Origin of the sequence: Bradyrhizobium sp. CCBAU 45389 (assembly GCF_028128625.1) — a bacterium.
GTDB lineage: Bacteria > Pseudomonadota > Alphaproteobacteria > Rhizobiales > Xanthobacteraceae > Bradyrhizobium > Bradyrhizobium liaoningense_B.
The window spans coordinates 180,685-207,532 of record NZ_LBIY01000091.1; the positions used below are offsets into that span (position 1 = coordinate 180,685).

Annotated in this window: 23 protein-coding genes and 1 tRNA gene; 9 read left to right on the plus strand and 15 right to left on the minus strand. The window is 64.8% G+C overall.

The window, feature by feature from the left end:
* Positions 1-11 precede the first annotated feature (11 nt).
* Both XH79_RS22105 and XH79_RS22110 read left to right on the plus strand, forming a co-directional pair.
* On the plus strand, positions 12-752 hold the full coding sequence (locus tag XH79_RS22105) for a di-trans,poly-cis-decaprenylcistransferase (protein ID WP_271582906.1): 741 nt from the start codon (positions 12-14) through the stop codon (positions 750-752).
* A 187-nt stretch (positions 753-939) separates the two neighbouring features.
* A complete protein-coding gene (locus XH79_RS22110) occupies positions 940-1,425 on the plus strand; it encodes a Crp/Fnr family transcriptional regulator (RefSeq protein ID WP_212340322.1) in 486 nt (161 codons plus the stop codon).
* Here XH79_RS22110 and XH79_RS22115 read toward each other — a convergent pair.
* Positions 1,364-2,191 (minus strand): metallophosphoesterase family protein, encoded by an 828-nt coding sequence (locus tag XH79_RS22115; RefSeq protein ID WP_271582907.1) that lies wholly within the window; start codon positions 2,189-2,191, stop codon positions 1,364-1,366. The two genes, XH79_RS22110 and XH79_RS22115, sit on opposite strands and share 62 nt — an antisense overlap.
* A 213-nt stretch (positions 2,192-2,404) precedes the next feature.
* Here XH79_RS22115 and XH79_RS22120 point away from each other — a divergent pair, with 213 nt between their 5' ends.
* The 3 genes from XH79_RS22120 (at position 2,405) to XH79_RS22130 (ending at position 3,910) form a co-directional block, all read left to right on the plus strand.
* On the plus strand, positions 2,405-3,094 hold the full coding sequence (locus XH79_RS22120; RefSeq protein ID WP_271582908.1) for a DNA-3-methyladenine glycosylase I: 690 nt from the start codon (positions 2,405-2,407) through the stop codon (positions 3,092-3,094).
* Between the two features lie 25 nt (positions 3,095-3,119).
* A complete protein-coding gene (locus XH79_RS22125; RefSeq protein WP_212340334.1) occupies positions 3,120-3,413 on the plus strand; it encodes a DUF1330 domain-containing protein in 294 nt (97 codons plus the stop codon).
* 203 nt (positions 3,414-3,616) lie between these two features.
* On the plus strand, positions 3,617-3,910 hold the full coding sequence (locus tag XH79_RS22130; RefSeq protein ID WP_212340336.1) for a hypothetical protein: 294 nt from the start codon (positions 3,617-3,619) through the stop codon (positions 3,908-3,910).
* Positions 3,911-3,966: 56 nt separating this feature from the next.
* On the opposite strand, the gene XH79_RS22135 is transcribed toward XH79_RS22130, so the two are convergent.
* A complete protein-coding gene (locus tag XH79_RS22135; protein WP_271582909.1) occupies positions 3,967-5,379 on the minus strand; it encodes a sensor histidine kinase in 1,413 nt (470 codons plus the stop codon).
* Between the two features lie 100 nt (positions 5,380-5,479).
* Positions 5,480-6,580, minus strand: coding sequence for a DNA polymerase IV (gene dinB / locus XH79_RS22140; RefSeq protein WP_271582910.1), 1,101 nt, complete (start codon positions 6,578-6,580; stop codon positions 5,480-5,482).
* 216 nt (positions 6,581-6,796) lie between these two features.
* Between dinB and XH79_RS22145 the strand changes: the two genes are divergently transcribed.
* The gene (locus XH79_RS22145; protein ID WP_212340340.1) at positions 6,797-7,006 is read left to right on the plus strand and encodes a hypothetical protein; all 210 of its coding nucleotides are present in this window, start codon (positions 6,797-6,799) and stop codon (positions 7,004-7,006) included.
* 116 nt (positions 7,007-7,122) lie between these two features.
* On the opposite strand, the gene XH79_RS22150 is transcribed toward XH79_RS22145, so the two are convergent.
* The 3 genes from XH79_RS22150 to XH79_RS22160 form a co-directional block, all read right to left on the minus strand.
* The gene (locus XH79_RS22150) at positions 7,123-8,043 is read right to left on the minus strand and encodes an amino acid ABC transporter substrate-binding protein (RefSeq protein WP_271582911.1); all 921 of its coding nucleotides are present in this window, start codon (positions 8,041-8,043) and stop codon (positions 7,123-7,125) included.
* 61 nt (positions 8,044-8,104) lie between these two features.
* Positions 8,105-10,756 (minus strand): bifunctional diguanylate cyclase/phosphodiesterase, encoded by a 2,652-nt coding sequence (locus XH79_RS22155; protein WP_271582912.1) that lies wholly within the window; start codon positions 10,754-10,756, stop codon positions 8,105-8,107.
* A gap of 261 nt (positions 10,757-11,017) precedes the next feature.
* A complete protein-coding gene (locus XH79_RS22160) occupies positions 11,018-12,148 on the minus strand; it encodes a tetratricopeptide repeat protein (protein ID WP_271582913.1) in 1,131 nt (376 codons plus the stop codon).
* Between the two features lie 328 nt (positions 12,149-12,476).
* On the opposite strand from XH79_RS22160, the gene XH79_RS22165 reads away from it, so the two are divergent.
* The 3 genes from XH79_RS22165 to XH79_RS22175 are packed head-to-tail and all read left to right on the plus strand — an operon-like array spanning position 12,477 to position 15,076.
* Complete coding sequence (locus tag XH79_RS22165; protein WP_271582914.1) at positions 12,477-13,724, plus strand: glycosyltransferase family 2 protein; 1,248 nt, start codon at positions 12,477-12,479, stop codon at positions 13,722-13,724.
* Positions 13,725-13,739: 15 nt separating this feature from the next.
* Positions 13,740-14,786 carry an HlyD family secretion protein gene (locus tag XH79_RS22170; RefSeq protein WP_271582915.1) on the plus strand — a complete coding sequence of 349 codons (1,047 nt, stop codon included), beginning with the start codon at positions 13,740-13,742 and terminating at the stop codon, positions 14,784-14,786.
* Between the two features lie 32 nt (positions 14,787-14,818).
* Positions 14,819-15,076, plus strand: coding sequence for a hypothetical protein (locus tag XH79_RS22175; protein ID WP_271582916.1), 258 nt, complete (start codon positions 14,819-14,821; stop codon positions 15,074-15,076).
* A 99-nt stretch (positions 15,077-15,175) separates the two neighbouring features.
* On the opposite strand, the gene XH79_RS22180 is transcribed toward XH79_RS22175, so the two are convergent.
* The 9 genes from XH79_RS22180 to XH79_RS22220 form a co-directional block, all read right to left on the minus strand.
* Positions 15,176-15,252: transfer RNA gene (locus tag XH79_RS22180), tRNA-Arg, on the minus strand.
* Positions 15,253-15,311: 59 nt separating this feature from the next.
* Positions 15,312-16,367: a sensor domain-containing diguanylate cyclase gene (locus XH79_RS22185; protein WP_271582917.1), complete on the minus strand. Its 1,056-nt coding sequence runs from the start codon at positions 16,365-16,367 to the stop codon at positions 15,312-15,314.
* Between the two features lies 1 nt (position 16,368).
* Positions 16,369-19,479, minus strand: a complete 3,111-nt coding sequence (locus XH79_RS22190; protein WP_271582918.1) for a bifunctional diguanylate cyclase/phosphodiesterase — start codon at positions 19,477-19,479, stop codon at positions 16,369-16,371.
* Positions 19,480-19,654: 175 nt separating this feature from the next.
* Positions 19,655-20,740: a branched-chain amino acid ABC transporter permease gene (locus tag XH79_RS22195; protein ID WP_271582919.1), complete on the minus strand. Its 1,086-nt coding sequence runs from the start codon at positions 20,738-20,740 to the stop codon at positions 19,655-19,657.
* A complete protein-coding gene (locus XH79_RS22200; RefSeq protein ID WP_271582920.1) occupies positions 20,737-21,747 on the minus strand; it encodes a branched-chain amino acid ABC transporter permease in 1,011 nt (336 codons plus the stop codon). The genes XH79_RS22195 and XH79_RS22200 overlap by 4 nt, the downstream gene beginning before the upstream one ends.
* The gene (locus XH79_RS22205; protein ID WP_212340358.1) at positions 21,744-22,466 is read right to left on the minus strand and encodes an ABC transporter ATP-binding protein; all 723 of its coding nucleotides are present in this window, start codon (positions 22,464-22,466) and stop codon (positions 21,744-21,746) included. Before XH79_RS22205 ends, XH79_RS22200 begins: the two co-directional genes overlap by 4 nt.
* The gene (locus tag XH79_RS22210; protein ID WP_271582921.1) at positions 22,463-23,227 is read right to left on the minus strand and encodes an ABC transporter ATP-binding protein; all 765 of its coding nucleotides are present in this window, start codon (positions 23,225-23,227) and stop codon (positions 22,463-22,465) included. Before XH79_RS22210 ends, XH79_RS22205 begins: the two co-directional genes overlap by 4 nt.
* 181 nt (positions 23,228-23,408) lie before the next feature.
* On the minus strand, positions 23,409-24,593 hold the full coding sequence (locus tag XH79_RS22215) for a substrate-binding domain-containing protein (protein ID WP_212340365.1): 1,185 nt from the start codon (positions 24,591-24,593) through the stop codon (positions 23,409-23,411).
* A gap of 105 nt (positions 24,594-24,698) precedes the next feature.
* Positions 24,699-26,735 carry an acyl CoA:acetate/3-ketoacid CoA transferase gene (locus XH79_RS22220; RefSeq protein ID WP_271582922.1) on the minus strand — a complete coding sequence of 679 codons (2,037 nt, stop codon included), beginning with the start codon at positions 26,733-26,735 and terminating at the stop codon, positions 24,699-24,701.
* Positions 26,736-26,848: the final 113 nt, after the last annotated feature.

Consider the following 26,848-nt stretch of genomic DNA (forward strand, 5'->3'; position numbering starts at 1 on the left):
GAGACTTTGCAATGCAAAGTGCAATCACGTCCCGCAACGACAAGCTTCATGTCGGCATCATCATGGACGGCAACGGACGATGGGCCACGCGGCGCGGCCTGTCGCGCGTGCGCGGCCACGAGGCCGGCGTCGAGACCATCCGCCGCATCGTCGAGGCGGCGCCCAAGCAGGGCATCGGCACGCTGACGCTCTATGCGTTCTCCACCGACAATTGGCGGCGGCCCAAGGCCGAGGTCGCCGCGCTGATGACCCTGCTGCGCTTCTATCTCGCCAACGAGGTACAGAGCCTCGTCAGGAACGGCGTGCGTCTCACCGTGATCGGCCGCCGCGACCGGCTGCCTGACGGCATCGCCAATGCAATCGCGCGCGCCGAAGAGGCGACCGCCCATGGCAGCACGCTGCATCTGCGTATCGCCGTCGATTACTCCGCGCGCGAGGCCATCCTCAACGCGGCGGCCAAGGCGGCGGCGCTGACCAGCCTCACCCGCGAAGCCTTCTCCCAGCTCGTCACCGGCGAGGCCGGTTTGCGCGACGTCGATCTCATCATCCGCACCTCGGGCGAGAAGCGGCTGTCGGACTTCCTGCTTTGGGAGGGCGCCTATGCCGAGCTGCACTTCACCGAGCGGATGTGGCCCGAATTCGAGGCGAGCGATCTCGCTGACGCGCTCGCCGCCTTCCACAACCGTGAGCGCCGCTTTGGCGGCCTGCAGGCCATTTTGCCCGAAGAGGTGCCCTCGCTTTCGCGTGTGTGACGTGCGGCACAGGAAAACGAGCTGTTCGTTTTCAGCCGCATGATTGGCAGCGATGTCCAAGTACTGGTGGGCGGTCTCGCCAAGCGCCTCCCGCGCCGGACGCACCCGCGTTGATTTGCCGCGTGGCACGGATCGTGCTCTAGTATCGGGAGGATAGGGTATCCCCAGCGATGGGAGCTTTCGCAAGATGCGCGCAGTCCTGGACTATTGCACCGGCGGAACGGAACGGCAGGTTGCAGCCGGCACGCTCGTCGTCACCGAGGGTGGCACCAGCGGCCATCTCTACGTGCTGATGCAAGGCAAGCTCGAGGTGCTCAAGGGCGAGATGGTGGTCGCCACCGTCACCGAGCCCGGTGCGGTCCTGGGCGAAATGTCGGTGCTGCTGGGCCTGCCGTATACCGCAACCGTGCGGGCCTGCTCCGATGCCGTCATCTACGAATTGGAGGACGCCGCCTCGTTCCTCAAGAAGGAGCCGGGCATCGCGCTGCTGATCGCAAAGATGCTGGCGCAGCGGCTCAACGTCGCCAACACCTATCTTGCCGATCTCAAGCGGCAATATGCCGGCCACGGCACGCATCTGGCCATGGTCGGCGAGGTGCTGCAGAGCATGATCAACCTGCCGCCGCTTGAGGTCTCGCCAGGCTCGGATCGGCAATCTGATCCAAGAATGTGAGCCAGTCGGGCGGCGCTTCGATCGGAGCGGCGGGCCGCTTCAGCGGCGCGGCAAGGTCGATCCACTGCGCTTCGCCGGCCGCCAGCCAGAACGCCTTGTCCGCATCGAAATCCAGCACGATGTAGGTCGGAGGACGGCCGGGCTGCAGGCCGGTGTTGAAGACCCAGGTCTGGCCCAGCCGGTCGAACCACGATCCATTGGTGATGAAGGGCGATTGATGCACATGGCCCGAGATCACCATGGAAGGCTGGTACTGCATGATCCACTGCACCAGCTCGACATCGCCGAAGAAGCGTTTGCCGCCCCAGCTCGTCGGTGAATCCGCCGGCGGCGCATGATGCACCCAGATCCAGCGCTGCGGCCGGCTCGCGGCGGCATCGCGCAACTGCTCGACGAGACGCTGCTTCACCAGCGGGCCATCCCACCACGGGCACACCGTGAACAGAGTGTCGCCGATGGTGAGGCTGTCGCCGTCGCATGCAATGCCGAGCTCGCGTACCTCCGAAATCCAGCGCGAAATCTTTTCGCCCTCCGCATTGCGCTCGTCGAGGTCGTGATTGCCGGAGCAGAGGATCACGCGGGTCTTTGCGGCCAGCAGCGCAAGGTATTTCTTCACCACCACGATCTGCGCGCGAAAATCCACCATCGAGCCGATGTCGAGCGCATCGCCGGCGAAGATCAAAAGGTCGAATTGCGGCGCCGCGCTGACGAGCCAGTCGAGCTGCGGCAGCGAGTAGTGCAGGTCGGCCACGACCAGGCAGCGCATGAAAAATCCGTCGGCGAGAGATCGAAAAATGTCAGGGGATTCCAAAACGGCATAAAGCAAGAAGCAGACCAGCCCGGCCGCTCCTTCAGGTCAATGCAACGAACGACAGCATGCTGCGGCGCGTCGCAGAGTGCAAGGGGGGCAGGTAACGCGAGGGCTGGACCGGATCGCCGAATTCTGGTGTCGTGGCCTTCCCTCAATACCTGTGTCCACATGACCTCCTTCAAGACCATTCGTGCGCGCGCCGAGAAGCGCAAGGGCGGGCCCAAGGCGCTGGACAAGCTGATGCCTGACAAGCCCGACCTGAAGCGTCTGGCCAGGCTCGGCGACGACCGCATCCTCGCCGAGATGACCAAGCGGGTGTTTTGCGCCGGCTTCGCCTGGAGCGTGATCGATTCGAAATGGGACGGCTTTGAAGACGCCTTCCTGCATTTCCAGCCGGCCAAGCTGAGCTTCCAGCCCGAGGACTATTGGGAAGGCCTGCTGCGCGATGTGCGCATCGTGCGCAATGGCGCCAAGATCATGTCGGTGCGCGACAACGCCGCCTTCGTGCAGGAGATCGCGAAGGAGCACGGCAGCTTCGGCAAGTTTCTGGCGAAATGGCCGCCGTCGAACGAGGTCGGCCTGCTCGATCTCCTCACCAAGCGCGGCAGCCGGCTGGGCGGCAATACCGGCCAGATGCTGCTGCGCTTCGTCGGCTGGGACGGTTTCGTCACCTCCAAGGACGTCGTCGCGTGCCTGCGCGATGCCGGACTCGACATCGCCGAAGAGGTGAAATCGAAGGGCGATCTCGCCAAGGTGCAGGCGCAGTTCAACGCCTGGGCCGAGGAGACCGGTCTGCCCTACACATATCTGTCACGCATCTGCGCGCTGTCGGTCGGCGAGAACCGCAGCGAGCAATAGGTCACGAGCACCTCGGAGAATCAAAATGGCCAAAGCCTATTGGGTTGCCACCTACCGTGCGATCAAGAATCCCGATGCGATGGCGGCCTACGCCAAGCTGTCGCGGCCGGCGATCGAGGCGGCCGGAGGCCGCGTGCTCGCACGCGGCGTGCCGGCGGCGGCCTTCGAGCTCGGCCAGATGGAACGCGTCGTTCTCATCGAGTTCGACAGCGTCGAGAGCGCCAAAGCGGCCTATGCAAGCCCGGCCTACCAGGCCGCGCACGATCTGCTCGGCGACGGTGCCGATCGCGACATCCGGATCGTCGAAGCCGCAGATTAGCGCATCCACGCCGGATCATGTGCATCGTGTGGCGATCTCGTGCCGTCAGCGCGGCAAATGAAACGCACGATCACGAAATGCATTTTGAGGGAACATTTGTGCGCAGCACCTGTTCGGAAGTCTGAGCCAGGCGGCACAGGCGCAGGGAACGCCCGCTCTGGCCCAAGCCGATGAAACCGGACACGATAGCAACGGAGCAGCGCATGAAGCTAACATCCGAACAGGTGAAGCAGACCGTTCATCAACTCGGCGCCCAGGTGCTGCCCGACGAGCATCCGGCCATGCCGCAGCTCAACAGCATGTTCGGCGAGCACACCTTCTTCGTCGACGAAATGGGCCTCAAGGTGCTCGAACCCACTCCGTCACTCGGAGCAGACCGGCAGAGCGGCGAGGTCGTCAGTCTCGCCGACTGGAGCGATTCGGACCTGACGCGCCTGATGGCGCATGAGCCCGAGCCGACCGGCGTGATCGTGGTGTTCGAGCAGATGAAGCATTGAGCGGTCCGCCAGGATCGACACTCGCGTCGGTGGCGGGCTTGAACATCCTGCCACCGTCAGGCCTCGACCGGAATCTCGATGGCGATCTGAGTTCCCGGACCCGTCTTGCTCTCGAGCCGCAGGCGCCCGTTGAGCGATGACGCGACCAGGTTGAAGGCGATGTGCAGGCCGAGCCCGGCATTGCCCCTTTCGCGGCTCGTCGTGACGAACGGATCGAAGATGTGCCCCTGCAGTTCGTCGGGAATGCCGACGCCGTCATCGGTGCAGACGAGGCGGACCGATTTCGGTTCCGGCTGGCTGACCGTGATCGCAAACCTGCCGCCTTTCTTGTCGGGATAGGCGTGGCCGGCGGTATTGAGCGCGAGGTTGCTGATCACCTGCGCCAATGCGCCGGGGTAACTGTTGAGCCTGATTCCCGCTGGGCACTGGACATCGACCGCCAGAGCATGGTGCGACAGCAGCGGCCCGAGCCTGGACATCAACTCCGACAGCCAGTCCCTGAGCTCGAATGTGCGCCGGTCCTCGTCGGCCTGGTTGACGGCGACCTGCCTGAAGCTGTGCACCATTTCAGATGCGCGGTGCAGACTATCGAAAGTCAGGTTGAGCCCCTGCCTGAGCCGGTCAATTCCCCTCGTGAGATCGGATCGTCGCACCGACGTTCCATTCAATGCGTCCGCCATCGTCTGCAGATCGGTCTGCATCGTCGTCGAGGTCGTGAGCGCCAGGCCGAGCGGGGTGCTGACCTCGTGCGCGACACCTGCCACCAATTGGCCGAGCGAGGCGAGCTTTTCTGCCTGCACGAGGTGCTCCTGGGTCGCGCGCAGATCGCGCAGCGATTTCTCCGAGCGTTCTTTCTCCCGTTGCAGCGCCTCGGACGTCCGGAACTGTTTTCGCGCCCGGTACTCGCGTGCAGCCACGGCGTAGAGCGATAGCGCATAAGCGTTCCCGACCAGCGAGTGATTGATGAAGCGCAGGCCCATCGGCAACGTCGGCGCGAACGTCTCGGCGACGATCAGCGCGACCCAGGACAGCAGGCAGAAGATCGCCAGCGAGCCGATCCGCAACGGCAGCATGGTCGAGACGAACAGGATGATCATCATCATGCCGGGCGCGGCAAAGGTGAAGCCCGACGGCAGGACCAGATAGATGCTCGGCAGGATGCAGCCGGGACTGACGCAATAGACGAGGAAGATCGTCTCCGCCCATGGTTTCATCCATCGCCGCGACAGCAGCGCGGTCAGTGGCAGCAGAATGAACACGGCCGTGCCGCCGCGGATGGCAAGCGTGGTCGGGACCACCTCGGGGTAGAGCACCCAATCCCACAGCGTGTAGCCGGCATAGGTGGCGGCGCCGAGCAGCATCGCGATCTGCGTCCACCCGAGGCTGCCCCGGACGTATTGGTCGACAAACCGCCGCTCCTCGATCCGGTCTTCGAAGCGCAGTCCCAGACGTATCAATAAGGCAAGCATTCCAGCATCAATGGCAATTAAGGCATATCCGGTGTCTCTACGACAGGTCGGCCGCCGCGTCGCGGATAAAGATGTCGCGTTTGCCGAGGGCTGGCCTGGCTCAGATGCCCAGCGTGAGCTGCGGCTCCGCATCGTCCCCGACCTGGAGGGAGGACAGCGAAACTCCCAGCAGCCTGACGCGCTTGGGCAGGGGCATTTCGATTTCGAGCAGGCCGCAGGCGAGCCGCTCCAGTTCGTCCCGGCCCGCAACCGTCGCCGTGACGGACCTGCTGCGCGTGATGATCTCGAAGTCGGCGAACTTGATCTTCAAGGTGACGGTGCGGCCGCGGTTGCCGGTCGCCTCGCAATGGCGCCAGACCTTGTCGACGAGAGGCTTGAGCTCGCCGACCAGCGCGTCGAATGCGTCGAGGTCGGTCGAGAACGTGGTTTCTGCGCCGATCGACTTCCGGATCCGGTTGGCCCGGACCGGCCGTTCGTCGACGCCGCGCGAGATCCAGTAATAATAGGCGCCCGACTTGCCGAAATTCGCGTTCATGAACTCCAGCGTCTGGTTGCGGATGTCGAGGCCGGTGAACAGGCCAAGCGCGTTCATCTTCGCAGCCGTCGCCGGACCGATGCCATGGAACTTGCCGACGGGCAGCGTCTCGACGAAGGCAGGACCCATCTCCGGCGAGATCACGAACTGACCGTTGGGCTTGCGATGATCGGAGGCAAGCTTGGCCAGAAACTTGTTGTAGGAGATGCCGGCCGAGGCGTTGAGGCCCGTCTCTGATTTGATCTTCTCGCGAATGCGCAAGGCGACGTCCCGTGCCAGCGGGATGCCTTGCAGGTTTTCGGTCACGTCGAGATAGGCTTCATCCAGCGACAAGGGCTCGATAACCGGCGTGTGCTCGGCAAAGATTTCGCGGATCTGCCTGGAGATCGCCTTGTAGACCTCGAAGCGCGGCTTGACGAAGATCAGCTCGGGGCATTGCCGCTTCGCAGTGACCGAGGGCATCGCGGAGCGGACGCCGAACTTGCGGGCCTCATAGCTGGCGGCGGCAACGACACCGCGTTCCGCCGAGCCTCCGACCGCAACCGGCTTGCCGCGCAGCTCCGGATGATCGCGCTGTTCCACGGACGCATAGAAAGCATCCATGTCGATATGGATGATCTTGCGCACGGGCGAGGCTGCGCCCGTCACCGTGTCGGAATCGCTCATGCCAAGATGATACAATCGCGGAGAGAGAAGCGCGAGGTGTTGGAGGCTTCAGTTGTTGTTGTTCGTCGCCGCTGGATGGCCTTTGCCGGCGTGCTCAATGCGTCCATCTGGCGTTTGAATTGAGGCGTTCAGTCTCGACGGGTTCAAAGAGCACTCTCAGGCTTGTGAGTGGCAGGGCTTGGAATGTGGTCCCATATGAGCCTCGGAGGACGGCCCATGCAATACAGCTCCGAGCTCATTCAGACGATGCGTCAGGCACTCGAGACCGTGATGGCGAGTGTGCCGGCCGATCAATCGGTGTTCGGCCTGAAAGCGGCCGTCGCCGAATGCATCCTGAAGGCCGCCGCGCACGGCCAAACGTCATATGACGGACTGGTGACGTCTGCGTCCGATCAGGTTCAGGCGATCATTTCAATGCTGACCTGACCGGGACTCTAGGTGAAGCAGACGCGCTGGACGTGTAGTTCGCTGACGCCAGGTCCGGCCATGCCGTTGCGCTCCGGCCTGTCGAGGTCGGAGCGCGAGGTCCGGTGATCGCGATCTTACTTTGTGCCGCCGGCCCGATAGGCGTCGGGATCGCCGCTGTCGATCAGATCCGCGATCGCGCGTTTGAGCGGCCCGCTGATCGGAACGTTGAGATTGATGCCCTTCGGCAGCGTCGGAGCCTGGAACCATTTGGCGTAGATCTTTTCGATCTCGCCGCTGCGATAGACGGCGGCGATTGCGTCATCGACCACCTTCTTGAACGCGGGATCGTCGCGGCGCATCATGATGCCGTACGGCTCGATCGACAGCGCCTCGTCGGATACGGTGTAGTCGCCGGGATTCGCCGAATCCGCCACCCGGCTGTAGAGCAGGATGTCGTCCATCACGAAGGCATCGGCGCGATTTGACTCCAGCATCCGGAATGCCTCGCCATTGTCCTTGGCCGCGAGGATGGTGAGATTGAGGTTTTGCCGTCCGTTGAGGTCGCTGATCTGCTTGATGTTGGTGGATCCGATGGTGGATACGACGACCTTGCCCTTGAGGTCATCCAGCGTCCGGAGCTTGGCGGCCGCCCTGGCGGCGAAGCGGTTCGCGGCGACGAAATAGGTCGTCGAGAACGACACCACCTTCTGCCGCTCGAGATTGTTGGTGGTCGTTCCACATTCGAGATCGATCGCTCCGCTGAGGATCGACGGGATGCGACCCGATGGCGTGACCGGCACCAGCTTGACGTCGAGCTTCGGCAGGCCAAGCCGCGCCTTCACTGCGTCGACCGCGAGGTAGCAGAGGTCCATGGCGTAACCGACGACCCTTTCATTCTCGTCGTAGTACGAGAACGGGATCGACGATTCGCGGTGGCCGAGCGTGATGGTGCCGGTGCGCCGTATCTTGTCCAGCACGCCGGTCAGCTCCTCGGCCGTCGCCGCCTGGGCCGCGATGCTCAGCGCCGCCGCGGCCAGGATCATCCTGATGGTCATGTTCCAGCCCTTCGTTGGAGATCGACAAATCGTATCTGGAGCGGTCGATCATGCCGTCCGCTCAAGCCGTGGATGCAAGGCCGGCCCACGCCTCGGACCGATCCCGGCCGACGATCCGTGCGTATTGCCGGATCGCGCCGGGCCGTCCGATCAGGAAGCCCTGTGCATAGTCGCAGCCTGCGTGGGAGAGCACGTCGAGCTGGGCCTGCGTCTCCACGCCCTCCGCGGTGACCGGAAGCTCGAGCCCGCGCGCCAGCCCGATGACGCCGCGCAGGATCGCCTTCGATTGCGCGTGATCGAGGTTCGAAATGAAGCTGCGATCGATCTTGATCATGTCGAACGGGAAGGCCTGGAGATAGGACATCGACGAATAGCCGGTGCCGAAATCGTCGAGCGCGATGCGCACGCCGAGCGCCTTGAGCCTGCGCAGGATCGAGACCGCCCCGGAGAAGTCGTCGATCAGCACGCCCTCCGTGATCTCGAGCTCGAGCCGGTGCGGACGCAGCCCGCTGCTGATCAGGATCTCGTGGACGAGGCGCACGATGTCGTCGTTGCGGCACTGCACCGGCGACAGGTTCACGGAGATCTTCAATTCGTTCGGCCAGGATGCGGCCTCGCGGCACGCTTCACGCAGGATCCATTCTCCCATCGCGACGATCAGCCCGTTCTCCTCGGCGAGCGGAATGAAGGTGCCGGGTGGGACGAGGCCGCGACGCGGGTGATGCCAGCGGACCAATGCTTCGAAGCCGACGATCTCGCCGCCGATCCGTACCAGCGGCTGGAAATCGAGCCGCAGCTCGTCATTGGCCACGGCGGACTGAAGATCGTGCTGCAACTCGCTGCGGTCGCGCAGCTGCGCCCCCATCTCCGGCTCGAAGAAACGGATCGCGTTGCGTCCCTCCGCCTTGGCGCGGTAGAGCGCGATGTCGGCATTGGCCAGCAGCGTGGTCGGGTCGTTTCCGTCGGCCGGCGCGCGCGCGATCCCGACGCTCAATCCGATGCGCACCTGCCGGCCGGCAAGCTCGATATCGCCGACGAGAGCCGTCCGCAGCCGCTCCGCCAGTTGACCTGCCGCCGCGGCCTGCGCATCGCCGAGCAGGACCACGATGAATTCGTCGCCGCCGACCCGCGCCAGGAAGGCGTCCCCTGCGACCTCTTGCAGGCGCCGCGCCACCTCGCGCAGCAAGGCGTCCCCGACGAGATGGCCATGCAGGTCGTTGATCTCCTTGAAGCGGTCGAGATCGAGGCACAGGATCGCGAATGTCTCGCCGGCCCGGATCGCCTCGTCCACAATGGTCGCGAGATATTCGGAGAACGAAGCGCGGTTGTGCAGGCCCGTCAGCGCATCGTGATGTGCGATATGGGCGATCCGCTTCTCCGCGCGCTTCTGCTCGGTGATGTCCTCGACCGTCATCACGAAACCGCCGCCCGGCACCGGCCGGAACACGATCACGACGGCACGTCCGTCCGACATCTCCGCGACGATGCTCGCCGGCTCGTTGGCTGTCACGATGGTCATCAGCCCGCGGATATGGTTCTCGCCGCCGCTTTGGGAATGGAGACCTTGCGAGATCTGATGGTCGAAGATCTGTCGCAGCGTGGTCCCGGGCCGCGTGAGCTCGCCAGGGAGATGAAACATCTCCGCGTAGCGGTCGTTGCACACGATCAGGCGGTGATGCGCATCGTACATGCACACGCCCTGCGACTGGTTGTTCAGCGTGGCGTCGAGCTGGATGCTCTGCTTGCGGAAATACTGGACGACGACGGCTCCGGTGCCGCCGATGGCGACGACCAGCACGATCGTGAGTCCGATCAGGAACAGGGCCTCGGTCCACCAGCCGGCCAGTGCGGCGGACAACGTGGTGCTGGTGGTCAGGAGCACCGGAAGGCCGGCAAGGTGCGCGGCCGCGATCAGGCGCTCGGAGCCGCTGGCCTCGTCACGCCACCGGACCACGCCGCCGCCGGATCGCGTGATCTCGCTCAGCTTGCCCTCGGACAGGGACTTGCCGAGCGGGGATCTGCCCATCGCGCTATCGGCATGCGGATGGCTCGCCAGCATCGTGCCGTCCTGGCGAAGCAGTGTGATGGATTCATCGGGGCCGCGGACCAGCGTCCGGTACAGCTCCTCGAAATATTGAGCCTTGATGGTGCCGACCACGAGGCCGAGGAATTCTCCGTCGGATCCCATGAATTTCCGCGCCAGCGGGATCGTCCAGGCTCCGCTGCGCGGATCCCGCTCCAGCCGGCCCAGCTTCGTGTTCAGGGCGGGGTCGGCCTTGAGCGTCCGGAAATAATCCCGATCCGCGATATTGAGGGGTGGGGTCGGCCACGCCACGGACGAGTTGATCACCTTGCCGTCGGCGCCGACCAGCATCACGGCCTCGATATGCGGGAAGCCGCCGATCTTGTCCTCCAGCATGAGCTGGATGTCACGGCTTGCCATGGCACGCGCGTAGACCTCGTCGGAGACGACTGCGAGCGTCTGCATGTGCTCGATCAGGCTCGCCTCGATCAGATTGGCGGCGTCGAAATCGCGCGCCGCCTGATTGGCCAGCACGGTGGCGGTTGCGAGCAGCTGCTGCTTGCTCTCCTCGATCGCGTGATAGCGCAGGTTGGACAGGATGAGGGCGATGGTGCAGACGACCAGCGCGATCAGGAATCCGCCGCATAGCATCAGCACGACGACCGGACGCGTCGAGGCGATGCGGCGCATGGGAGGTGGCTGTCCCTCCTGCGCGAACTCCGCCAACAACCCTTTGTTTGCGCGAGCGGCCAGCAACGTTGCTCCCTGCGACGGTCGGTCTTCGGGGGAGGACGTTAGGCTTCGGGTATTTGGAATGAGGTTAAAGCCGGCGCCTCGCCGGTGCCGCAAACTCGAATACGGTTACGTGCGTGTTACGTCGCCGAGGATGATGCGAGGGGAATACGGCCTCGGCCTGCGTGTTTCCCGGTAGTTCTACCGGGTCCTGCGCAATTATTGTGCGCCCATCCTCGCCAATTCGTCCTTCGCCCGCGTGCTCCAGCGTGCGGCGCGCCTGAGATAAGCGACCGCCCGGGCCTTGCTCGCCTCAAAGCCTCCGCCACCCTCTGCCATGTAGCGCGCGAGTGCGAGGACTGCATTGCTGTTGCCCTGATCGGCTGCCAGTCCGTAGAGGCGTGCCGCCTCACGGGCATCCCGGGGCAGTCCACCCTTGCCCTCCTCGTAGAACCTCGCGAGGTCGTATTGCGCGGATGCATTGCCCTCGTTGCTTGCCTGCTGGTAGAGCCGGGCGGCTTGCTTTTCGTCCTTCGGCAGGCCGAAATTGCCTCGCTCATAGAGCATCGCGACCGAGTCCCACGTCTGGGGATCGTCGCCGTCCACGGCCTGTTGAAAAAGGCGCGAGGATTCCTCCGGGTTCTTCGCCAGGCCGTGACTGCCCCGGAAATACAGCCTTGCGAGATCGCGAGCCGCGGGAGCGCTGCCGTGCGCCGCCGCCTTGTGCAGGAGCCGAGCAAGTTCTGCTTGCGCGTCCGGGCCCGCGCTTAGGTTCAACGGCAGGCTGAGCGCATAGAGCGCGTCGGCATCACCGGCATCGGCGGCGTCCTTGATGATGCGAATTTGTGTCTCGTTGGCGTCAGGATTGAAGGTCGTGTCTCCAAACAGGTTCTGGCGTTGCGCGTTGGCCTCCTTGGTGTCCGACGCCATCGCCTTTGCCAACAGATGCATGGCCTGTCCCGTATCCCGCTGCAAGCCGCCCCAGCCGTACCAATAGAAAGCCGCCAGGGCGACTTGCGCCGCGGGATAGCCCTGGTCTGCCGCGACCTTGAAATTGCGTCCGGCCTCTGCCTTCTGGTCGGGCCGCTTGTCGACGAGGCTGCTCGCGTCATGCGCCCGGCCGAGATTGAAGAGGAGGCGCGGATTGCTCGGGTCGGCAGCCGATGCCCTTTCGCAAGCCAGGATGGCCTCAGCCGCTTGGATCCCGTACAGGCCAATTCCCGCGCCGGCCCGGTTTGGGTCGGTGGGCGAGCCGGCCAGGCGGTCGCATTCGGTCGGTTCGCCGGCAGATGCAGCCCCAGCCAGCAACAATCCAAACAATCCGGCAACGATCGTTCGACATGCCTGCATGGAGCCCTCTTTCCCGTCCGGTTCTCAAAACTGTAGCTGGATGTCGCAACTGGCGCATGCACCGCGGCGCTCATGCCGTGGCCTAACGTCGTATCCATACCGATTTTCCGCGAATTCTAACCGATCGGGTTCCCGCGCGTCGCCCCTCTTCGCAAAGCCCTTCGCCCGGTTGCGGCAAAGGGATATGCTAAACTCCGAGTTGACGGCCCGTCTTCGGAAGAGACGCAGACGAGGCGGGCCGGTCCACCGATGTTTCCTCGGTCTCGCGCGAGTAGCTGGCTTGTTCTCGTCCAGGTGCGCGCTCGCTATCCGGGGAGGGTAGGTCAGCATGCTCGAAGCATTGCAGTTGATCGCCGACACGAATTGGATTCAGCTCGCGCTCGCGGTCATCATCTTCGATATTCCCCGCTACACGTTTTCACTGCTGTCGCTCTCCCTGCTCGGCCTGGCCGGCGCGCTGCCCCAACGGCAAACGCCGATCAGCGCATCGGTCAGCGTGATCGTGCCCGCTTTCAACGGCGGGCCCGGACTGCTTCGTTCGATCGAGTCGCTGCGTCGGCAGACCCTGCCGCCGCTCGAGATCATCGTCGTCGATGACGGCTCCACCGATGACACGCGCGCAATCGCCGAGCGGGCACGCGCGGCGGGGCTGGTGGATATGGTCATCTGCCACGGCACGCGTTGCGGCCGAAGTGCCGCGATCAACGCCGCCGCCCGATTCGCCAGCGGCGAGCTGCTCCTGACGGTCGATGCCGACACGCTGTTCGAACCGGCGGCTGTCGCCGGGCTCGCATCCGCATTCACGGATCCGCGCGTCGCGGGCGCGAGCTGCAACATCGCAATCAGCAACGAAGCCAGCTCGATCTGGACGCGGCTTCAAAGCATCGAATATTTGATGTCGATCAGCGCCGGCAGGACGATCCTCGACACCGTCGATGCGATCGCCTGCCTGTCCGGCGCCTGCTCCATGTACCGTCGCGACGTCTTCATGCGGCAGGGCGGGCTCGACGTTGGTCCGGGAGAGGATCTGGAGTTCAGCCTGCGGCTGCGACGGCTGGGTTATCTCGTTCGCTTCGTGCCCGAAGCGTGGGTCGAGACGGCAGGACCCGTCAGCGGCCTCGGCCTGCTGCGCCAGCGCGCGCGGTGGGATCGCGACGCCTTGCGAATCCGCCTCATCATGTATGGCGAATTGCGATTCTTCCATCGCTTCGAGCGGTTCCCCGACACGCTGCAGAGGCTGGATTTCATCCTGTTCGACCTGATCCCCACGCTCAGTTTTCCGTTCTACCTCGTCTATCTCGTGGCATTGCTCGGCGCCGACGCCTTCTGGCTTCTCGCCGCGATCTACGTCCTGCTGACATGGATCTCGTTCTTCAACCTCGGCCTCGCCTTCGTCATGTTCAAGCGTGCGCCGAGAATTCTCGATCTCGGGGCCGCGCTGGTCTTCCCGGTCTATCAGAGCGTCTATCTGAAATGCGCCCGGCTGGTCTCCTACTCCTCCGAGATCATCTTCGCCGCTTCAGTGAATGATGACTTCGTGCCGCCGCGCGTCCGTCGCGCACTGTTTTCCGGCTAGGGGAGGAGCACGCCGATGAATGTCGCGATCAACAGGCTGGACCCGAATGTCCCCGATCCCGTGGAAAGCCGCCGCAGCGCTGCGGGACGGCTCGTGCGCCTCACCTATGCGACGGCCGTTTTCGGCGTGCTCGCCTTCCTGGTCGTCTATTTCGGCGCGCCACTGGTCTATCTGAGCGGACCGGGGACCGTCTCGTCCCCACCGCACGTCGTTTCGCTTCCCTATCTGGTGCAGGTCGCAGAGGTCATGGTGACGCCGGGCACCACGGTCAAGGCCGGGGACGGGATCGCACAGATCCGGTCGCCCGAGCGCGACAACATCGTGGCGACCTATATGCGCGCATTGGCCGACATCGCGAGCCGGCGATCGGAGCTGCGCATCAGGGCACGCGTCGCGCAGGAAACGCTCGAAGCGGCGAAAGCGTACAGGACGTTGACGGAAGATGCCGTCGACCAGATCGAAGCGTCGAGCGCAGCGAGCCTGGCGTTTCGCCTCGAACTGCTGCGGGAGCGCGGTCTCGCCCGCAAGTCCGTCATTTCGCAGGAGGCGGAGATCGCGGAGTCCATCTCCCAGCTGGCGGATCTGGACGATTTTGGCCAGCAGCTGCGCGACCATCTCGACGACGTGGAGCGGAATTTCGCCGGCGGCCAGGTGCTGGCGCCCGTCGCCGGCATCGTCTCGACCAATCTCGCCAATGTCGGGCAATCGCTCGTGGCGGGCACGGCGATCGCCGAAATCCTCGATCCCACCGACATCTTCGTCGACTGGTACATTCCGAATGCGCGCCTGGTCGAGCCGAGGGTCGGCAATCAAGTGCTCGTGGTGTTCGGCAACCGCCGCATCGCCGGAACGATCGCGGAGATACTGCCGGTCTCGGTCGTCTACGCCGCAGGCCGGCAACCGCTGACGCGCGAGCGCACGGCTGCCCAGATCGCGCGCATCCGCTTCGTCGCCGACGCCGCTCCGCCCCCGCTGAATTCGACGGTTTCCGTTCACATGTACTACACGAACCTGGCGTCCCGATTTGCCGCAGCTTTGGTCCGGCTGCTGGGCCTGCAATAGGGTCGAAGACGTCGCATCGAAAGGAAACGAAGGTGCAGATCAGCGCGGATGAAACGATGTGCCCGGTCTGCCGAAATGGTCTCGCATTCGACCGGATCCTGCATCACATGATCTGCGCCTATGTCGGGCCATCCAGCGATTTCGTCGAGAGAGCTGACGGCTATGTCTGTCCGAAATGCCGGCGCAGCATCGGCTCAGGCGACCCGGCCTGCGAGGTCGTCGGCACGAGTGCGCGGTGTAGCGCCTGCGGCAAGGAGATGATCGTGTCGCCGGTCGCGGGCTCGATCTGAAACCCTCACGGAGGGAGAGGGGCGGGCGCCCGCCTGGACGGCATTCACCAGATTGGGGGGTGCCGCGTCGCCGTTGGTCTGGCAGGCCATTGGGATCGCTGGCGCACCCGACACGATTCGAACGTGTGACCTTTGCCTTCGGAGGGCAACGCTCTATCCAGCTGAGCTACGGGTGCAGTGGCGTTCATTTAGCCGATTGGCGCGGGGCGGGCAACCGCTTCTCGCCGCACGGCGGCTAGGCCGATTTGCGCCGGAAAGGCGCCGGAACCGGTGCCGCCTCCCGGCCGAGGGCCGCGAACTCGGCCAGCACCCTTTCGGCGCAGATGACGCGGTTGCGGCCGAGCCGCTTGGCGACATAGAGCGCCTCGTCGGCCTCGCCCAGCAGCCGGTCGGGGCCGCCGTCGGCCGCGCCGGGAATGCGGCTGGCGACGCCGACACTGAGGGTGACGTGGTCGCCGGCCCCATGGGCGCCATGGGCGATCCGCAAGGCCATGACGGCGATGCGGATCTCTTCGGCGATGACGCAGGCGGCATCGCAATCCATGTCCGGCAGGATCAGCGCGAATTCCTCGCCGCCATAACGGCTGGCGAGGTCGAGCGGGCGCACGGCATGCCGGCTGACGACGGCGGCGATCGCGCGCAGGCATTCGTCGCCGGTCTGGTGGCCGTGGTGGTCGTTGAACAGCTTGAAATGATCGACGTCGACGAACAGCAGCGCCATCGGCTTCTGCGTGCGCTCGGCGCGGGCCCATTCGCTCATCAGCATCTGGTCGAACGAGCGGCGGTTCGACAGGTCGGTGAGCCCGTCCTTGGTGGCGAGCTCCTTCAGCGCCATCTCGGCGCGCTTCTGGTCGGTGAGGTCGCGCAGCGTCTCCACCACCGCGATCAGCTGGCCGGCCTCGTCGTGGATGGGGCCGGCATCGATGGCGAGATAGAGCTGGTTGCCGAGCTTCGGCATCACGCACCAGTTCTCGGCGGAAAAGCCGAGCCCGTTATGGCCGCGCGCGGCATATTCCGAATAGAATTCCGGCAGCCGCTCGGGACGGTCGAGCGCGACAAGATCGGCAAGGCAGGGGCGCCTCGTCTCATAGAAGGCCTGCCAGTGCTTGCTGGTGCCGATCACCTCGGAGGCGGTGACGCCGGTCAGCCGCTCGCAGGCCCTGTTCCAGATCACGACGCGGCGCTTCGGGTCGATCACGAAGGTCGGCACCACCAGATGCTGCATCAGCCGCGCGGCATAGGAATCCGCAGCGTCGACGCTCCCGGTCCGCGCCTTGCCCGGCTTCGCCATCTCAGGCCACCGCCGCCACCGGCGCGGCATTGCCGGGGCCGAACAGTTTTCGCACCTCGGCGGCCGGCTTCGGCGCGCTGAACAGGTAGCCCTGCATCTCGGTGCAGCCGAGGTTACGCAGCATCTCGCGCTGGGCCTCGGTCTCGACGCCCTCGGCGACCGTGGTCATGCTGCTGGCGGCGGCGATGTTCACCACCGCCTGCACGATGACGGGCGCGCCGCTGGTCTCCGCGATGTCGGCGACGAAGCAGCGATCGATCTTGATCTTGTCGAACGGGAAGCGCTTGAGGTAGCTGAGCGAGGAATAGCCGGTGCCGAAATCGTCGAGCGCGATGCGCACGCCGATCGAACGGAGCTGGTGCAGGATCGACAGCGCCGCCTCGTCATCGCGGATCAGCACGGCCTCGGTGATCTCGAGCTCGAGCCGGCGCGGATCAAGGCCAGAGGCGGCGAGCGCGCCGGCGATCCTGAGCGCCAGCGTGTCGCATTTGAGTTGCACCGGCGAGACGTTGACCGCAACCCGTATATGCGTCGGCCAGGTCGCGGCTTCGTTGCAGGCCATGCGCAGCACCCAGTCGCCGAGCTCGTTGATGAGGCCGGTATCCTCGGCGATCGGAATGAACTCCGCCGGCGAGACCATGCCGCGCTCGGGGTGGCGCCAGCGCAGCAGCGCCTCGCAGCCGGAGACCTCGCCGGAACGCAGATCGACCAGCGGCTGATAGTGGATCTCGAAGCCGCCGTTCACCAGGGCCTGGCGCAGGTCCTGCTCCATGGTCAGGCGCGCCTTGGCGCTCGCATCCATCTCTGGTTCGAAGAAGCGGTGGGTGCGGCGGCCCTCGGCCTTGGCGCCGTACATCGCGAGGTCGGCGTTCTTGATGAGCTGGTCGAGATCGCTGCCATCCTGCGGCGCCAGCGCAATGCCGATGCTCGCGTCGGTGGAGAGCTGGTGGCCGAGGCAGTGATAGGGCTGCCGGATCGCTTCGTAGATCCGCGTGACGAAGGACAGCACGTCGGCGGAGGATCGGATCCCGGTCTGGATCACCGCGAATTCGTCGCCGCCGAGCCGTGCGATCAGGTCGCCCTTCTTGAGGCAGCCGCGCAGGCGGGTCGCGATCGCCTTCAGCAGCTCGTCGCCGACGTGATGGCCGAGCGAATCGTTGATGCCCTTGAACTCGTCGACGTCGATATAGAGCAGCGCGAATGGCTCGCCGCCGGCGGCCTTCGCAAGCTCGCGCTCGATCTGCTCGCGGAACAGCGTGCGGTTCGGCAGGTCGGTCAGCGCATCGTAATGCGCCATATGCGCGATCTTCTCGTGGGCACGCCGCCGCTCGGTGACGTCCTCGACGACACTGATGAGATAGCGCGGCTCGCCGGACTTGTCGCGAATCCCGATCCGGGTCGAGGTGATGTAGCGCATCCCCTTGGTCAGGCTCGGCCAGGGATGCTCGTCCTTGAACAACCCGGTGTCGGTTAGCAGCGCCTCGCCGTCGTCCTCGGTGACAATCCTGGCGGAGTCATCCGGGTAGATGTCGCGGGGGGTCTTGCCGATAATGGCTTCGCTCGATTGGCCGAACTGCTCCTCGGCGGTCCGGTTGATCAGCAGATATTGCCGTGTGCGAGCGTCCTTCACCGTGATCTGGGAAGGGATGTGATCGATGATCTCGCGCAGGAACATGTAGTTGCGGTCGCGCTCCTGCTCCAGATTGCGCCGCTCGGTGATCTCCTCGATCGTCGCGACCCAGCCGCCTTGCGCGAGCGGGGTGTTGATGACCTGGAAGGCGCGGCCGTTGGGCAGCTCGTGGACCCTGCTGGAGACCGTGCCTTCGGCGACGATCCTCATGACATCTGCGCAAAATGCCTCGACGTCGCCGCCGAACGCGCCGCGTTCCTTGCGATGATACATCGCCTCGCGGATGTGACAGCCGGGCTTGATGACGTCGTGGGAAAGGCCGAACATGTCGGCGTAGCGGCGGTTGCAGGTGACGATGTAACCGGCGGCGTCGTAGAGAATCAGCCCTTGCGACATGTTGTTGAGCGCGGTGTCGAGCCGCAGGCGCTCCGCCTCGATCCGCTCCTGGGCCTCGCGGTTCTGCCGGTGGATCTGGCGAATGATCAGATAGAGGATCAGGGCGATCACGGCGGCCGAAAGCGCGGCCGTGGTGACCATGAAGCCGGTCTGCTGCCGCCAGTCCGCAAGCGCTGCAGCCGTGGTGTTGGTGGCGACGATGACCAGCGGGAAATGCTGCAGTGACGCCGCCGAGCCGAGCCGCTCCTCGTGGTCGACCGGACTAATCACGCGAAGCGTGTGCTGGCCGCCCTTGGTCAGCACCTTCCGCATCAGCGGCGCATCCTTGAAGCTCCTGCCGATCAGCTCCTCGGCATGCGGGTAGCGCGCCAGCATCTTGCCTTCGCGGTCGAACAGCGAGATCGCCGTGCCTTCCGCAAGTGCCACGGATGCGAAATAGTTCTGGTAGCTGTCCGGATCGATCCGGCGGACCATCGCGCCGAAGAAGGTGCCGTCGGCGCCGCGCAGCCGTCGTGCGACGACCGTGGTCCATTTGCCGATGATGAAGCTGCGGACCGATTCCAGGATGACCGGCTCGGCCATCGGATCGGATTTGAGCGTCTGAAAATAGGCGCGCGAGGACACGTTGATCTTGGGCAGCGGCTGGGCCCGCGACCAGTTGATGAGCTCTCCGTCGGCATCGTAGATCGCGATGTCGCCGAGATAGGAGACCGAGCTGACCTTGCTGCGGAGCATCTGGTTCGCCGCAAGGCCCGATAGGCGCTCGCGGAACATCGCGGGCGAGCTGATCTCCGGCAGGTTCATCTGACCGATCAGATCGGCGGCAACGACATCGGAGTCTTCAAACTGCTGATCGAAGTGCCGCGCGATCAGCTGCACCGTATTTTCCAGCTCGCGCTCGCGGTTGGCCAGGGTCCGTTCGCGAAATTCGCCGACGGCCATGGCGGTCACGGCGAAGATCCCCGCGACCAGCAATACGCCGCACAGGGTCAGCCACAGGACAGGGCCACGACGCGCCAAGGCGGCCCAGCCGTTTTTCGCGGCTACGGACATTGCGGCTGCCATCGTGGAAAAGACCTGGCGCATTCCCCCTCCCTGGAGGAACAGGAATACACCTCACAAATGGCGCAAAGCTTAGGAAAACCAGTTACCTAAGGATTAAATCCGGTTGTGCTGTCGCGCTCGTGTGCCGGCAGGCGCGAAGCACGTCGCAGTTGCGCTGCGCCAGCAACAACCGCTGCGCTGCATCATTAATCGATGCTTAATGCGAGGCGCCCGCGGTCTTCTTGCCGCCGCCATGGCGCAGCCGTCCGACCACGCCGGTCGGAAAGAAGTAGACGCTGGCGATGAAGAGCAGCCCGAGCCAAAGCAGCCAGCGGTCGGGATGCAGCAGCCCCGGCAGCAGCGGCAGGCCGGCTTCCGACGCCGCCTTCGAGGCGACGCCCATCAGCGACTGCAGATAGTTCTGCGCCAGGATGAAGATGGTGGCGCCGATGATCGCGCCGTAGATCGTGCCCATGCCGCCGATCACGACCATCAGCAGGATGTCCAGCATGATCGAGAAGCTGAGCGAGGTGTCGGGACCCGCATAGCGCAGCCACAGCGCGTTCAGGATGCCGGCGCTGGCGGCGACGAGGGCCGCGAGGCAGTTGGCGTAGGTCAAATGGAAGACGGTGCGGAAGCCGAGCGCCTCGGCGCGGAAGCGGTTCTCGCGGATCGCCTGCAGCACGCGGCCGAACGGCGAGTTCACCACCCGCAGCAGCGCGAGGATCATCAGCGCCGAGACCGCGAACACCAGATAGAACGTCAGGATGCGGCCGTTGATCTCGAAGCCAAACAGGTTCTTGGAGATCAGCACCGTGCCGGGGCGCAGCAGCTCCGGCAGCTGGAAGCTGCGTCCGTCTTCGCCGCCGGTCAGCCAGGACAGCTGCGATGCCAGCACCTGGAAGGCGGAGGCGACCGCGAGCGTGATCATGGCAAAGAAGATCGCGGCCACCCGCAACGAGAACAGGCCGATCGCGAGCGCAAGCAGCGCCGCAAGCGGCAGGCCGGTGACGATGCCGGTGGCGACCGCCGCCCAGTTCGGGCCCATCCCGTACAGCGCGATCGCGATGGCGTAGCTGCCGATGCCGTAGAACATGGTGTGGGCGAACGACACCGAGCCGGTATAGCCGAGCAGGAGATCGTAGGAGGCGACCAGCGCGGCGAAGACGCAGATCTTGGCCGCGACGTTCAGCGCCTTGGCGCCCGGGAACAGGAACGGCGTCGCCGCCAGCGCCAGGATGATGACGACGAGAACAAGGGTAAGAATGCGGCTGCGCGGCGGATCGCCGGAGAGGATCATCATCGGCTGGTCACCGCATAGAGGCCGCGCGGCCGCCACATCAGAATGGCGACCATCAGCAGGATGTTGGAGACGAGGGCGAGTTTCGGCACCAGGAAGCCGCCATAATTGGCGACCATGGCGACGAGGATCGCGCCGATGAAGCAGCCGCCGATCGACCCCAGGCCACCGATGATGACGACGATGAAGATCAGGACGGTGAGGTCGTCGCTCATGGAGGCGTGGACCTGCTCGCGATACAGCGCCCACATCACGCCGCCGAGGCCGGCCAGCGCCGAGCCCGTCATGAACACGCCGAGGAACAGCCGGCGAATGCGATAGCCGAGCGCCTCGACCATCTCGCGGTTCTCGACGCCGGCGCGGATCAACAGGCCGAGCTTGGTGCGGTTGAGCACGACCTGGATCGCGATGAAGACGGCAAGCCCGATCAGCATCGCCAGCACGCGGTATTTGGCGATGGCGACGTCGCCGAGGATGAAGGAGCCGCGCAGCGAGGCCGGCAGTGGCATCGGGATGATCTGCGGCCCCCACAGCGCATAGAGCGTCTGTTCGGCGACGATCAGGCCGCCGGTCGTCATCAGGATCTGCTTCAGATGCTGGCCATAGACGGGCAGGATCAGCACGCGCTCGACGACGAGGCCGAGCGCGCCCGACACCGCCATCGACAGCAGCGCGGCCGGGGCGAGCACCGCGAGGTTCATCCAGAGCGAATCCGCCTGGATCGACGCCGCGAACGGCGCCAACACCAGGGTCGCGACATAGGCCCCGACGGCAATGAAGGCGCCATGCCCGAAATTGAGCACGTCCATCAGGCCGAACACCAGCGTGAGCCCTGAGGCCATGATGAAGATCATCATGCCCATGGCAAGGCTCGCGGCGGTCAGGGTCAGCCAGGAGCTGGTCGAGCCGATCAGCGGGATCATCAGAAGCGCGAGAGCGATCGGCAGCAGGACCGGCGCGATGTCGCGCTTCGGCTTCGGCAGGGGATCGGTTGCGGCAAGGTCAGTCACTGATGCGCCTCCAGGCTCAGGCCGAGCAGCCGCTCCTGCAGCGGCACGTCGGCGGCGAGCGCCGCCATCTCGCCGCGATGGACGATGGTGCCGTTGTCCATCACCAGCACATTGTCGCCGAGCTCGCGGGCGGCAAAGAAATTCTGCTCGACCAGGAGGATCGTCGCGCCCTTGCGCTTGATCTCCTTCAGGCACTCGATCAGCGCCATCACGATGGCGGGCGCCAGCCCCTTGGTCGGCTCGTCGATCAGGAGCAGTTTTCGCGGTTCAACGATCGCGCGCGCGATAGACAACATTTGTTTTTGTCCGCCCGAGAGACTCCCCGCGCGCGACAGCCAGAACCGGCGCAGCGCCGGGAAGAAGCCGAAAATCCATTCCAGCTGCTTGTCGTCCATCGGTGCGTCGCGCGCCGCGAGAACGAGATTCTCCTTCACCGTGAGGTCGGAGAACACGGCCATGCTCTCCGGCACGTAGCCGACGCCGAGCCGGGCGATGTCGGGCGTGGCGCGGCTCTCGATGCGCATCCCCGCGAGGCTGATCTCGCCGCTGGAGGCTTGCCACAGGCCCATGATGGTGCGCAGCGTCGTGGTCTTGCCGGCGCCGTTGCGGCCGAGCAGCATCGTGACCTGTCCTTGCGGGACGGCAAGATCGATGCCCTGGAGGATGTGATAGCGCCCGATATGAGTGTGCACGCCGGAGAGTTTCAGGAGATCGGTCATGCTGCGCTCTTCGGTGCTACGCCGAGATAGGCTTCCTGCACGATCGGCGAGGCGATCACCTCGGCAGGCGGGCCGTCGGCGACGAGTTGGCCGTTATGCAGCACGATGATGCGGTCTGCGAGTGAACGCACCACATCCATCTTGTGCTCGACCAGCAGGATGATCTTGCTCCTGTCCTGCTTGAGCTGTGCGATCAGGTTGAGCACGACAGGCACCTCGTCGATGCTCATGCCGGCGGTCGGCTCGTCGAACATGAACACTTTCGGCTCCAGCGCGATCATCAGGGCGACCTCGAGCTTGCGCTGGTCGCCATGCGACAGCGCGGTAGCAGTGACGCCGCGGCGAATGCCGAGCGCGACCTGGTCGAGGATGGCATCCGCCCGCGCGATCAGGTCGCGGCGCACCGTCCAGGGCCGCAGCATGTCGTAATGGGTGCCGTTCGCCGCCTGCACCGCGAGGCGGACATTCTCTTCCACGGTGAGGTTCGGAAAGAGATTTGTCAGCTGGAACGCGCGCCCGAGACCCGCACGGGTCCGCATCGGCGCGGAATGCTGGGTGATGTCGGTGCCGTCGAACAGAATGCTGCCGCTCGATGCGCGCAGCTGGCCCGAGATCAAGTTGAAATAGGTGGTCTTGCCGGCGCCGTTCGGCCCGACGATGGCGGTGAGCTCGCCCGGGCGAAACGTGCAGGTGACGTTGTTGACCGCGACATGCCCGCCGAAGCGGATGGTGAGGTCGCGAGTTTCGAGGGTGAGCGTCATGTCGGTAAGGTGTCTCGGCTGGGACGGTAAACCTCTCCCCGGGGGAGAGGTCGATTTGCGCCTGGCGATGCGACGCATCGTCCAGCAGCAATTCGGGTGAGGGGACTGAGGTCCCACGAGAGAGCTTAACCCCTCACCCGCGCGTTCGGCGCGACCTCTCCCGATGGGAGAGGCGGAGCCATCACCGCTTGTTGCGGACAGGAACGTCCATGTCCTCGATCTTCAGCTCGCGCACCGGCTCGAGCACGGCCCAGGCGACGTTCGGATCGACCTTGACCTTGAAGTGATACATGCTCTGCAGCGCCTGATGGTCTTCCTTGCGGAACACCATCTTGCCCTTCGGCGTGTCGAACTCCAGGCCTTCCATTGCCGTGATCAGTTTCTCGGTGTCGGTCGACTTCGCCTTGGTGACAGCGGCGACGACGGACATCGCGGCCGCGAAACCGCCCGCGGTGAAGAAGTCCGGCGGCGCTTTGAAGCGCTTCTGGTGCTCGGCGACCAGCCAGTCGTTCACCGGGTTCTTCGGGATCTCGTAGAAGTAATAGGTCGCGCCTTCCATGCCGGGCAGGCTCTTATAGGCGGCGAGCGCCGGCAGGATGTTGCCGCCGGTGGAGAGCTCGATGCCGTAGCGCTTCGGGTCCATGTCCTGGAGCTTTGCCAGCGGATTGCCGGCGCCGGCCCAGATCACCCAGATCACCTTGCGGCCGGGCTTGTCCTTCAGCGCGTCGAACAGGCGCTGGCCGACCGCGGTGAAGTCGGTGGTCGAGGTCGGGGCATATTCTTCCGCTGCCAGCGTCGCGCCGGTCTTGGCCAGCGCCTCCTTGAAGGCGGCGACGCCGTCGCGGCCGAAGGCGTAGTCCTGCGCCAGCGTCGCGACGGTGACACCCTGCTTGCCGATCGCGACCGCGTTGGAGATCGCGTCCTGCGAGGAGTTGCGCGCGGTGCGGAAGATGTAGCGATTCCATTTCTCGCCGGTAATCTGGTCCGCGACGGCGGGCTCGACGATCAGGATTTTCTTGTTCTCTTCGGCGACCGGGAGAATCGCGAGCGCCGCGGCCGACGAGGTCGTGCCGATGGCGATGTCGGCCTTGTCGTCCTGATAGGCTTCCGCGAGCGCGGCCTTCGCAAGGTCCGGCTTGCCCTGGTCGTCCTTGGTGATGATGACGATCTTGCGACCGTCGAGGGTCATGGTGCCCTTGGTGGCGTATTCAAAACCCATCTGCAGGCCGGTCTCGGTCTGCTTGGCATAGGCTTCCAGCGGACCGGTCTTGCCGTAGATCAGCGCGACCTTGAAATCGTCGGCCCGTGCGGAGGTGCTCGCGGCGAGAGCGAGGATGGTTGTTGTTATGATGAATGATCGACGCACGATGGTCCCTCCTGATTCAAAGTTTCTCGATAACAGCGATTTGCACAACACTACGAACATTGCAATTGAACCTCCGGCCGAGCGTGTCGGCCTTTCGAGCATGCATCATTTTTGGGCTTGCCGCATGGTGTGCGATGCGTCGGCCCCCTCGGCCTGACGTCGATCCGACTGGGCTTCCTCCGCGCTCTCGAAGATATGCGGCGCGACGCCGCGCTTCTCCAGGGCTTCGCCGAGCTTGATGCGCAGGAAGCCCGACGTGGTGTAGCGCGACACGCCGGAATAGAAGCGGTCGACCAGGCTGCGCACCATGGCCGAATAATCGTCCATCAGCTCCGGCAGGATGGAAAAGTTGTCATAATTGACGATGGTGTAAACCCGGCGGCCGAGCGGAGCGAGCTTTGCTTCGACGAGCGCCGCGATGGCGTCGATCTCGGCCTTGCTGCGCAGCGGATAGCGCTCCAGATTGACGAAGAACAGGTTCTGCTGCTCGTCCAGCGTGAAGCGCTGGTCGAGCGGGATGGTGAGCAGGCGCTCGCGCAGCTCCATGGGTCCGTCGCGGAAGATGCGGGCATCCATCAGGGCAGGATCGCGCGGGATCAGCGGCTTGAAGTCCATCAGGCGCAGGATGTCGCGCTCGATGTCGATGCCGGGCGCAACTTCCGTGAGCTCGAGCCCGTCCGGCCTGAGCTCGAGCACGCAGCGTTCGGTGACATAGAGCGTGCGTTGCTTGCGCGCGGCGGCGAACGGGCCGCTGAAGGTGACGTGCTCGACCTTGTCGACGAACTTGCGTGATTTGGCTTCGTCGAGGATGGCGAGCTTGCCGTCATTCACCGCGATGCGCTGCTTGCCTGCGCCGAAGGTGCCGACGAAGACGACCTCCTTGGCGTTCTGGCTGATGTTGATGAAGCCGCCGGCCCCCGCAAGCTTCGGCCCGAACTTGCTGACATTGAGATTGCCGGCGCGGTCGACCTGGGCGAGGCCGAGGAAGGCGGCATCTAAGCCGCCGCCGTCGTAGAAATCGAACTGATAGGGCTGGTCGATCACCGCCTGGGTGTTGATCGCCGCACCGAAATCGATCCCGCTCGCCGGGATGCCGCCGATCACGCCCGGTTCCGCCGTCAGCGTGATGAGGTCGATGATCCGCTCTTCATTGGCGACCGAAGCGATGCCCTCGGGCATGCCGATGCCGAGATTGACGACGCTGTTGGCCTTGAGCTCGAGGGCGGCGCGCCTGGCGATGATCTTGCGCTCGCTGACGGGCATCACTGGCAGGGAAGCGGCGCGGACGCGGATCTCGCTCGAGAAGGCCGGATTATATTGCGTGCCGAAGGTCTGCCAATGGTTCTCAGGTCTCGACACGACGACACAGTCGACGAGGATGCCGGGGATCTTGACCTGTCGCGGATTGAGGCTGCCGCTCTCGGCGACGCGTTCGACCTGGGCGATGACGATGCCGCCGGAATTATGCGCCGCCATGGCGATGGCGAGCGCCTCCAGCGTCAGCGCCTCCTTCTCCATGGTGAGGTTGCCGTCGGGATCGCCTGTCGTGGCGCGGATGATCCCGACTTGAATCGGGAACGTCTTGTAGAGCAGGCACTCCTCGCCGCGCAGCGTGATCAGCTCCACCATGTCCTCGGTGGTGCGTGCGTTCAGCTTGCCGCCGCCATGCCGGGGATCGACGAAGGTGCCCATGCCGACGCGGGTGATGTGACCGGGCCGATGCGCCGCGATGTCGCGGAACAGGTGCGTGATCACGCCCTGCGGCAAATTATAGGCCTCGATCTGGTTGGCGATCGCGAGCTGCTGCAGCTTGGGGGCAAGGCCCCAGTGCCCGCCGATCACGCGCCGGACCAGGCCTTCATGCGCGAGATGATTGAGGCCGCGCTGCTTGCCGTCGCCCTGGCCGGCCGCATAGACCAGCGTCAGATTGCGCGGCTTGCCTTGGGTGTAGGGCGCATCGCCCTCGTTGGAGAGATAGAGCTCCTCCAGCGCAATCGCGATCTCCTCGGCAAAGCCGATGCCGACGAAGCCGCCGGTGGCGACCGTGTCGCCGTCACGGATCAGCATGACGGCTTCCGCCGCGGTGACGACTTTGCCCTTCTCGGCGTTACGCAAATAGGGCAAGGCAGGATGCTGGCTCATGGCATTCCCTCCCATGTCTGTTGCGGACCGCATGCCGGTTCTTCTCGCTTGCCTCTATTCGTACCGCGTGGAGCGGCTGGCGACCAGCCGCTCCGGCGTCGCGGGGGCCGCGC

What these genes read in the sequence shown, in the direction of transcription:
- XH79_RS22190 (WP_271582918.1), bottom strand. Translation starts at nt 19,479, where the DNA reads ATGCGCCAGGTCTTTTCCACGATGGCAGCCGCAATGTCCGTAGCCGCG.
- XH79_RS22105 (WP_271582906.1), top strand. Translation starts at nt 12, where the DNA reads ATGCAAAGTGCAATCACGTCCCGCAACGACAAGCTTCATGTCGGCATC.
- dinB (WP_271582910.1), bottom strand. Translation starts at nt 6,580, where the DNA reads ATGAGCGATTCCGACACGGTGACGGGCGCAGCCTCGCCCGTGCGCAAG.
- XH79_RS22110 (WP_212340322.1), top strand. Translation starts at nt 940, where the DNA reads ATGCGCGCAGTCCTGGACTATTGCACCGGCGGAACGGAACGGCAGGTT.
- XH79_RS22185 (WP_271582917.1), bottom strand. Translation starts at nt 16,367, where the DNA reads ATGGCGAAGCCGGGCAAGGCGCGGACCGGGAGCGTCGACGCTGCGGAT.
- XH79_RS22195 (WP_271582919.1), bottom strand. Translation starts at nt 20,740, where the DNA reads ATGATGATCCTCTCCGGCGATCCGCCGCGCAGCCGCATTCTTACCCTT.
- XH79_RS22205 (WP_212340358.1), bottom strand. Translation starts at nt 22,466, where the DNA reads ATGACCGATCTCCTGAAACTCTCCGGCGTGCACACTCATATCGGGCGC.
- XH79_RS22165 (WP_271582914.1), top strand. Translation starts at nt 12,477, where the DNA reads ATGCTCGAAGCATTGCAGTTGATCGCCGACACGAATTGGATTCAGCTC.
- XH79_RS22120 (WP_271582908.1), top strand. Translation starts at nt 2,405, where the DNA reads ATGACCTCCTTCAAGACCATTCGTGCGCGCGCCGAGAAGCGCAAGGGC.
- XH79_RS22210 (WP_271582921.1), bottom strand. Translation starts at nt 23,227, where the DNA reads ATGACGCTCACCCTCGAAACTCGCGACCTCACCATCCGCTTCGGCGGG.
- XH79_RS22220 (WP_271582922.1), bottom strand. Translation starts at nt 26,735, where the DNA reads ATGAGCCAGCATCCTGCCTTGCCCTATTTGCGTAACGCCGAGAAGGGC.
- XH79_RS22150 (WP_271582911.1), bottom strand. Translation starts at nt 8,043, where the DNA reads ATGACCATCAGGATGATCCTGGCCGCGGCGGCGCTGAGCATCGCGGCC.
- XH79_RS22170 (WP_271582915.1), top strand. Translation starts at nt 13,740, where the DNA reads ATGAATGTCGCGATCAACAGGCTGGACCCGAATGTCCCCGATCCCGTG.
- XH79_RS22115 (WP_271582907.1), bottom strand. Translation starts at nt 2,191, where the DNA reads ATGCGCTGCCTGGTCGTGGCCGACCTGCACTACTCGCTGCCGCAGCTC.
- XH79_RS22160 (WP_271582913.1), bottom strand. Translation starts at nt 12,148, where the DNA reads ATGCAGGCATGTCGAACGATCGTTGCCGGATTGTTTGGATTGTTGCTG.
- XH79_RS22135 (WP_271582909.1), bottom strand. Translation starts at nt 5,379, where the DNA reads ATGCTTGCCTTATTGATACGTCTGGGACTGCGCTTCGAAGACCGGATC.
- XH79_RS22155 (WP_271582912.1), bottom strand. Translation starts at nt 10,756, where the DNA reads ATGCGCCGCATCGCCTCGACGCGTCCGGTCGTCGTGCTGATGCTATGC.
- XH79_RS22130 (WP_212340336.1), top strand. Translation starts at nt 3,617, where the DNA reads ATGAAGCTAACATCCGAACAGGTGAAGCAGACCGTTCATCAACTCGGC.
- XH79_RS22145 (WP_212340340.1), top strand. Translation starts at nt 6,797, where the DNA reads ATGCAATACAGCTCCGAGCTCATTCAGACGATGCGTCAGGCACTCGAG.
- XH79_RS22125 (WP_212340334.1), top strand. Translation starts at nt 3,120, where the DNA reads ATGGCCAAAGCCTATTGGGTTGCCACCTACCGTGCGATCAAGAATCCC.